A 6,674-nucleotide genomic window follows, 5' to 3' on the forward strand; every position below is an offset into this window, starting at 1 on the left:
CGCGCACCGCAATCTCGTACAAGACGCGCGCCCGCAGCCCAGCGATCCTGCGTCCATGCTGCTAGGAACCCTCTACGCCCTGCTCGCCGGCCTGATCTGGGGCCTGGTCTTCGTCGGCCCGCTGCTGCTGCCCGAATACCCCGCGGCGCTGCAATCGGTCGGCCGTTACCTCGCCTTCGGCCTGATCGCGCTGCCGCTGGCCTGGCTCGACCGCAAGGCCTTGCGCCAACTCGGCCGCGCCGACTGGATCGAAGCGCTGAAGCTGTCGCTGATCGGCAACCTGCTCTATTACCTGTGCCTGGCCAGCGCGATCCAGCGCGCCGGCGGGCCGCTGCCGACGATGATCATCGGCACCCTGCCGGTGGTGATCGCGATCAGCGCCAACCTGCGCAACGCGCGCCGCGACGGCCGCCTGCCGTGGGCGCGGCTGGCGCCGTCGCTGCTGCTGATCGCGCTCGGCATCGCCTGCGTCAACCGCGCCGAACTGCGCGAGCTGCAAGGGCAAACCCACGCCGACCTGCACCGCTACGCGCTCGGCGGCCTACTCGCGTTCGGCGCGGTGATCTGCTGGACCTGGTACCCGCTGCGCAACGCCGACTGGCTGCGCGCGCATCCCGACCGCAGCCCGCGCACCTGGGCCACCGCGCAAGGCGTGGCGACGTTGCCGCTGGCGCTGATCGGCTACCTCGCGCTATGGCTGTACATGAGCGCCACGCATTCGCCGTTTCCAATGCCGTTCGGTCCGCGCGCGGGCTACTTCATCGCCTTGATGGCGGCGATCGGCCTGCTCGCCTCGTGGGTCGGCACGCTGTGCTGGAACGAAGCCAGCCAGCGCCTGCCGACCGCGCTGGCCGGGCAACTGATCGTGTTCGAAACCCTGTTCGCGCTGACCTATGCGTTCATGCTGCGCGGGCAAGCGCCGCCGACGCTGACTTTTATCGGGATCGCGTTGCTGGTGGCGGGCGTGTTGTGGGCGCTGCGGATCAAGCCGGTGCCGCCGGAGGTCGTGGCGGAAAGCGAGGCCTGAGCGCTGCGGATCTAATCGCAATCCAAGCGGGCGCATCCCACCGACGCTTCGCGCGGCCCTATCGAAAGAATCTTGACGCACTCTCGCTGCGCGAGCGGCCACCGGCAGCGGCGCGGCGTTTTGCCGCATCTGCGCGCAGCGCGGCGGCCCTAGGCTGGCCGGCATTTTCCCGCTGCCATGGCCTCGCATGCGCGCCGTCACGCTTTCATCGATCCTGCCTGTGTCGACCCTGTTGTCGCTGTCTCTCGCCGGCGCCGCGCACGCGCAGCCGCCGGATGCGACGGCGGCAGCAGCCGACGCGAACGCACCCGCCGCAACCACGCTCGACCGCCTGCGCGTGCACGGCCAGCGCCCGGCCACCGTCGCCACGCCCGCGCAGGCGCGCGAGCGCCTGGCCCAGCGCGCCGGCGCGACCGCGTGGATCGACGGCGAGTCCTACCGCGACGGCCGCGTCAGCACGCTGACCGACGCGCTCGGCTACGCGCCCGGCGTGTTCGTACAGCCGCGCTTCGGCGCCGAGGAAGCGCGGCTGTCGATCCGCGGCTCGGGCCTGCAACGCACCTTCCACGGCCGCGGCATCGAACTGCTGCAGGACGGCAGCCCGCTCAATCTCGCCGACGGCGGTTTCGACTTCCAGGCGGTGGAACCGCTGAGCGCGCGCTACATCGAGGTCTATCGCGGCGCCAACGCGCTCGAATACGGCGCCGCCACGCTCGGCGGCGCGATCGATTTCGTCTCGCCGACCGGCCTGGACGCCGCGCCCCTGCGCCTGCGCGCGGAAACCGGCGCGTTCGGCTACCGCCGCGGCCAGATCGCCGCCGCCGGCGCGTCCGGCGCGGCCGACGGCTACGCCAGCCTCAGCGGCCTGCGCCAGGACGGCTTTCGCGATCACGCCGAACAAGAAAACTATCGCCTGTTCGCCAACGCCGGCTATCGCTTCGACGACACGCTCGACGGCCGCGTCTACCTCACCCACGTCGACACCCGCTCGGCCCTGCCCGGCAATCTCACCCTGGCCGAATCGCGCCGCGATCCGCGCCTGGCCGCGCCGGGCAACCTCGCCCAGAACCAACGCCGCGACTATCGCCTCGACCGCATCGCCGGGCGCCTGGCGTGGTCGCCGTCGGCGGCCGGCACGCTGACGCTGTCGGCTTATTACGCCGACAAATCGCTCGACCATCCGATCTTCCAGGTGCTGCGCCAGGACAGCCGCGACTACGGCCTGGACCTGCGCTGGCGCGGCGAATATCACGGCCTGGGCCTGCGCCACACCTTGATCGCCGGCGCCGCCTTCGCCCAGGGCGACATCGACGACCGCCGCTGGTTCAACGTCGGCGGCCGCGCCGGCGCGCCGAGCAACCGCTTCGACCAGCGCGCGCGCAACGCCAAGCTGTATATCGAGAACCAGAGCTGGCTGACGCCGCAGTGGGCGGTCTCGCTCGGCGCGCAGGCGCTGCGATCGCAGCGGCGTTCGCGCGACCTGCTGATCACCCAGGGCCGCGACGAAAGTTTCGACAAGGATTACAGCGGCCTGAGCCCCAAGCTCGGCCTGCGCTATCTCGCCGGCGACGGACTGCAGTACTACGCCAACCTCAGCCGCAGCCTGGAGCCGCCGAGCTTCGGCGAACTCAGCGGCGGCCCTGGCGTGACGCCGGTGGACAAGCAGCGCGCCGACAGCGGCGAGATCGGTTTGCGCCTGGAGCGCGGCGGATTGTCGCTGGACCTTGCCGCCTATCGCGCGCGCATCCGCGGCGAGTTGCTCGCGCTCAACGACGGCAACGGCAATCCGCTCGGCACGGTCAACGCCGGCCGCACCCTGCACCAAGGCATCGAACTCGGGCTGGGCTGGACCTTCGCCCGCGACTGGACCGTTTCGGCCAGCTACCTCTACAACGATTTCCGCTTCGACGGCGACCGCGTCTACGGCGACAACGACCTCGCCGGCGCGCCGCCGCAACAACTGCGCGCCAAGCTGCGCTGGTCGCCGGACGCGCGCTTCTATCTTGAGCCGAACATCGAGTGGACGCCGCAGGGCTACTACATCGACCACGCCAACAGCTTCAAGGCGCCGGGCTATACCGTGGCCGGGCTGCGCGCAGGCGGGCGGATCGGCGCGCAATGGAGCTGGTTCGCCGACGCGCGCAACCTCGCCGACCGCAAATGGATCGCCAGCACCAACACCATCGCCGACGCGCGCGGGCTCGACGGACGCAACTTCCTGCCCGGCGACGGACGCGGCGTGTATGTCGGCCTGGAGTGGTCGGCGCGCTGAGGCGCAGCCGGCGATGCGGCGCGCCGCGCGAACGCACGGCGCGCCGCGACGGCCTCAGTTCCAGCAGCTGCTGGGCTGATCGTTGACCGTCACCCAGAACCGCGTGGTGTCGTCGATGTTGCCGTAAGCCTGCCAGCCCCAACCGCCGCCGCCGTCGTGATGCTCGGCGAGGCGGTAGCCCGGGCCGAACTCGGCGCGGCAGAAAGCGTCGGCTTCGGCGCGGCTCTTGAACGAATCGCCGCGCACCGCGCGGCTCAGGGCGATGTTGCCCTTGGCCCAGCCGTTGTAGAAATCGACCGGCACCGGCGACGGCGAGCCGTCCTGCTTCAAACACAGCGCCGGCAAGCGCGCCGAACACACGGTATCGCCCTGATACGCATCGCATTCCGGGCTGAAGCAGCCGATCCGGTCCACGCCGTTGGCGTGGCTGGCCTTGCGCCAGGTGACGCCCTTGCCGCCTGCCGCGGTGGCGGCGAATGCGGACAGCGCCAAGGTGAGAACCGAAGCGGCGATGCACACTGCACGAACGTTCATCGTATTCCTCCATGAGCCAGTCGGTGGGTGGCGTCCGGCCATCGCGCGCCGCGAACGCATCGCAGCGCTTGCGCCGTCGCCGGGCGCAAGCAATAGCACGGCGGATTTCGCCGAAACCGATAACCCCGCGCGCTTTTCCGCCGCATCGCGCCGCCGCATCGCGCAAGCGCATAGCGGTGCGAAAACCCGCGGAAAACAGCGCCCACAACCGATGTGCGCGTGGCTCCACTCTTGTCCCGCGTTGAGACTCGCGCGGCGCTCAGATCTCGAACCGATACGACAGCTTCACCAGCAACTGCTCGCTGTCGCGCAGACTGAACGCGTCGCCGAACTCGCTGCCGACATCGCGGCGACGGTCGCCTTCCTCGAACATCTCGCCGCCGCGTACGTAGGCGATGTAGAGGTACGACAGCGGCGCCAGTTCGTAGCGATAGCGCACTTGGAACGCGAGATTGCGCAAGCTGAAGTCCGGCACCTCTTCGGCGACCGGCAACGGACGCCCGGCGCCGTCGACGCGGTAGACCCGGCGCTTGCGCGCGTCCACGCCGATGGTCTCCAGGCGCACGCGCAGCTCCTGCTTGTCGTCGATGAACCACTCCAGCCCGCCGTTGAGGCTGAGGATGTCGGCGCGGAAATCGGCGACGCGGTTGTCGCCGCGCCACAGCAGCCAGGCCGGGTCGTGGCTGTATTCGACGCCGGCGAACAGCGACATGCGGTCGTTGACGTGATAGTTCGGCTCCAGGTACAGCGTCGCCCGGCCCTGGTCGAGATCGCCCAGGCCGTCGGCCTTGTAATAGGCCTCGGTGTACAGCGACCACGGGCTGCCGCCGCGCTGCGGGCGCAGCCGCTCGTAGCTGAGGAAGCCCTTCGCCGGCATCCGCACCACGCCGTTGCCGCGGGTCAGCAGATCGTCGTGGCCGCCGCTCCACAGCGCCGCTTCGACGAACTGGCGGCCGCCGTCGCGCATGTCGCTGCGGCGGTTGACCGCGATCGCGTCGGCGATGCGCACGCCGTCGTCGCTGTAGCGGCGCGATACGGCGAAGTGCCAGTCCTGCCCGGCATAGGCCGAGTCCGGCGGCAGGTCGCTGACCCGCTTGCCCAGGTCGTAGCGCAGGTAGTTGAAGTTGTTGCGCTCCAGGTAGCCGAAGTCGTTGAGCATCAGCTCGCCGCCCAGGTGCAGGCCGTACAGTTGCTGGCGCCAGCCGCCGCCCATGTCGTAGTCGATGCGCAACTGCGCGCCGCTGTCGCGGAAGCTGCGGCCGGCCTGCTGCACGTCGGAGGCGACCACGGTGCCGCGCAGCGACCACTGCGCGTTCGGCGCCCAGCGCTGGTCGAACTCGTAGACGTTGGCGGTGCGGTCCAGGAACGGCCGCTCCACGCGCGTGGCCATCGCGCCCAGGCCGAAGCGGGCGAAGTCGCGGGTGACGCGCGCGGCGTAGAAGTCGCGCCCGGCCTGGTCACCTTCGTTGGCGGCGAACACGCCGTAATTGAAGCCGCCGGCGCTGCCGTTGAGCTTGACCGCCGCAGTCACGTCGCCCGAGCCGCTGCCGTCGTCGGCCGGCCCGCCGACGCGGCGGGTGTAGATCAGCCGGCTGTTGTTGCTGTACGAGCCGAACGGCACGTCGAAAAAGCCCTGGTTCTCGGTGAAGAACGGGCGCTTGTCGCTGAAGAAGGTCTCGGTGGCGCTGAAGTTGACGGTGAGCTCGTCGCTCTCGACCTGGCCGAAGTCCGGGTTGAGCGTGGCGCTGAGCTGGAACCGGCCGCTGGGCTTCCAGAACAGATCCAGGCCGCCGTCGACGTCGCTGCCGTGGCCGACCGCGTCGCCGATGCCGACCACGTAGGGCGTGATCGCCAACAGCGACTGCTTGTACGCCGGCACCTGGATGCGCTCGAACGCGGACAGGTAGCGCGCTTCGGTGTAATGCACCGCCGGCCACGACACTCGCTCGCCGCTGGAGGCGATGACCCGGTCGAGCTGGATGCCGAGCGTGCGCGCGCCGTCCTGGCCCTGGCGCATCGGCGCGATGTGCCAGGGGATCAGCATCTCCGCCGACCAGCCTTGCTCGTCTTCGCTGGTGGCGTGGCGCCAGTCGCCGTCCCAGTCGTTGTTGAACTGGTTTTCGCTGGTGACCGTGGCGTCGGTGATGCCGTTGGCCAGGGTCACGGTGAAGTTGTAGCCGGTGCGGCCGTCGCCGTCGAAGTCCACGTACAGGTTGACCCGGTCGACGGTGCCGTCGCCGTCGCGCTGGATGTGCTGGCGCATGCGCGGCACGCCGGCGGGCTGGACGTTGCGGAAGGCCACAGCGAGGCCGCGCTCGGTCGCCATCAGCCAGGCTTCGGTCGGCAGCCGCGAGGGCTCGCGCGACAGCGGCTGGGTGTGGCGGAAGTCGGTAATGCGGCGCGCCTGGCTCCACTCCTGCGGGTCGATGCGCCCGTCGATTTCCAGGGCCTGCGCGCACGGCGCGCCCAACAGGCCGGCGCAGGCGGCGGCGCGCGCGGCCGCCCGGGCGGTGAACGAATAACGATGGCGCATGGCGCGCTCCCCCGACTGCGTGGACCGTCCCGGGCGCGCAGCGCCGCGGGCGGATCGCGGCGAACGGCACCGCGACGGCGCGCAGACTAACGGCACGGCGGCGGCGCGCTAACTGGCGTAAGTCATGCAAACCTTCGGCCGCTGGCGCGCATCAGCCTGTGCAAGGGCCGGCCGCGGCGTCGCGGAGGGGGCGCTGCGTTCCTGCATGGGCTGCCTGTAGGAGCGGCGCGAGCCGCGACCGCGGGGTAGCCGCTGGCGCCGCACGCCGGATGTCGCGGTCGCGGCTTGCGCCGCTCCTACAGGGGGCT

General features: G+C 70.5%; 4 protein-coding genes. 2 read left to right on the forward strand and 2 right to left on the reverse strand.

Annotated elements, in window-relative coordinates:
* The first annotated feature begins 55 nt into the window (after positions 1 to 55).
* Both BLU84_RS05970 and BLU84_RS05975 read left to right on the forward strand, forming a co-directional pair.
* Positions 56 to 1,027, forward strand: coding sequence for a DMT family transporter (locus BLU84_RS05970; RefSeq protein ID WP_074863995.1), 972 nt, complete (start codon positions 56 to 58; stop codon positions 1,025 to 1,027).
* A 220-nt stretch (positions 1,028 to 1,247) separates the two neighbouring features.
* Entirely contained in the window at positions 1,248 to 3,299 is a 2,052-nt protein-coding gene (locus BLU84_RS05975; RefSeq protein WP_211664507.1) for a TonB-dependent receptor family protein, read from the forward strand.
* Between the two features lie 54 nt (positions 3,300 to 3,353).
* Here BLU84_RS05975 and BLU84_RS05980 read toward each other — a convergent pair whose 3' ends face one another.
* Entirely contained in the window at positions 3,354 to 3,833 is a 480-nt protein-coding gene (locus BLU84_RS05980) for a hypothetical protein (RefSeq protein ID WP_074863999.1), read from the reverse strand.
* 259 nt (positions 3,834 to 4,092) lie between these two features.
* Positions 4,093 to 6,366: a DUF5916 domain-containing protein gene (locus tag BLU84_RS05985; protein ID WP_233431081.1), complete on the reverse strand. Its 2,274-nt coding sequence runs from the start codon at positions 6,364 to 6,366 to the stop codon at positions 4,093 to 4,095.
* Positions 6,367 to 6,674: the final 308 nt, after the last annotated feature.

It is taken from the genome of Lysobacter enzymogenes, from assembly GCF_900106525.1.
GTDB classification, from domain to species: Bacteria; Pseudomonadota; Gammaproteobacteria; order Xanthomonadales; family Xanthomonadaceae; genus Lysobacter; species Lysobacter enzymogenes.

Excerpts from the sequence above, each read along its gene's own strand:
- BLU84_RS05980 (WP_074863999.1), bottom strand. The coding sequence starts at position 3,833 with ATGAACGTTCGTGCAGTGTGCATCGCCGCTTCGGTTCTCACCTTGGCG.
- BLU84_RS05970 (WP_074863995.1), top strand. The coding sequence starts at position 56 with ATGCTGCTAGGAACCCTCTACGCCCTGCTCGCCGGCCTGATCTGGGGC.
- BLU84_RS05985 (WP_233431081.1), bottom strand. The coding sequence starts at position 6,366 with ATGCGCCATCGTTATTCGTTCACCGCCCGGGCGGCCGCGCGCGCCGCC.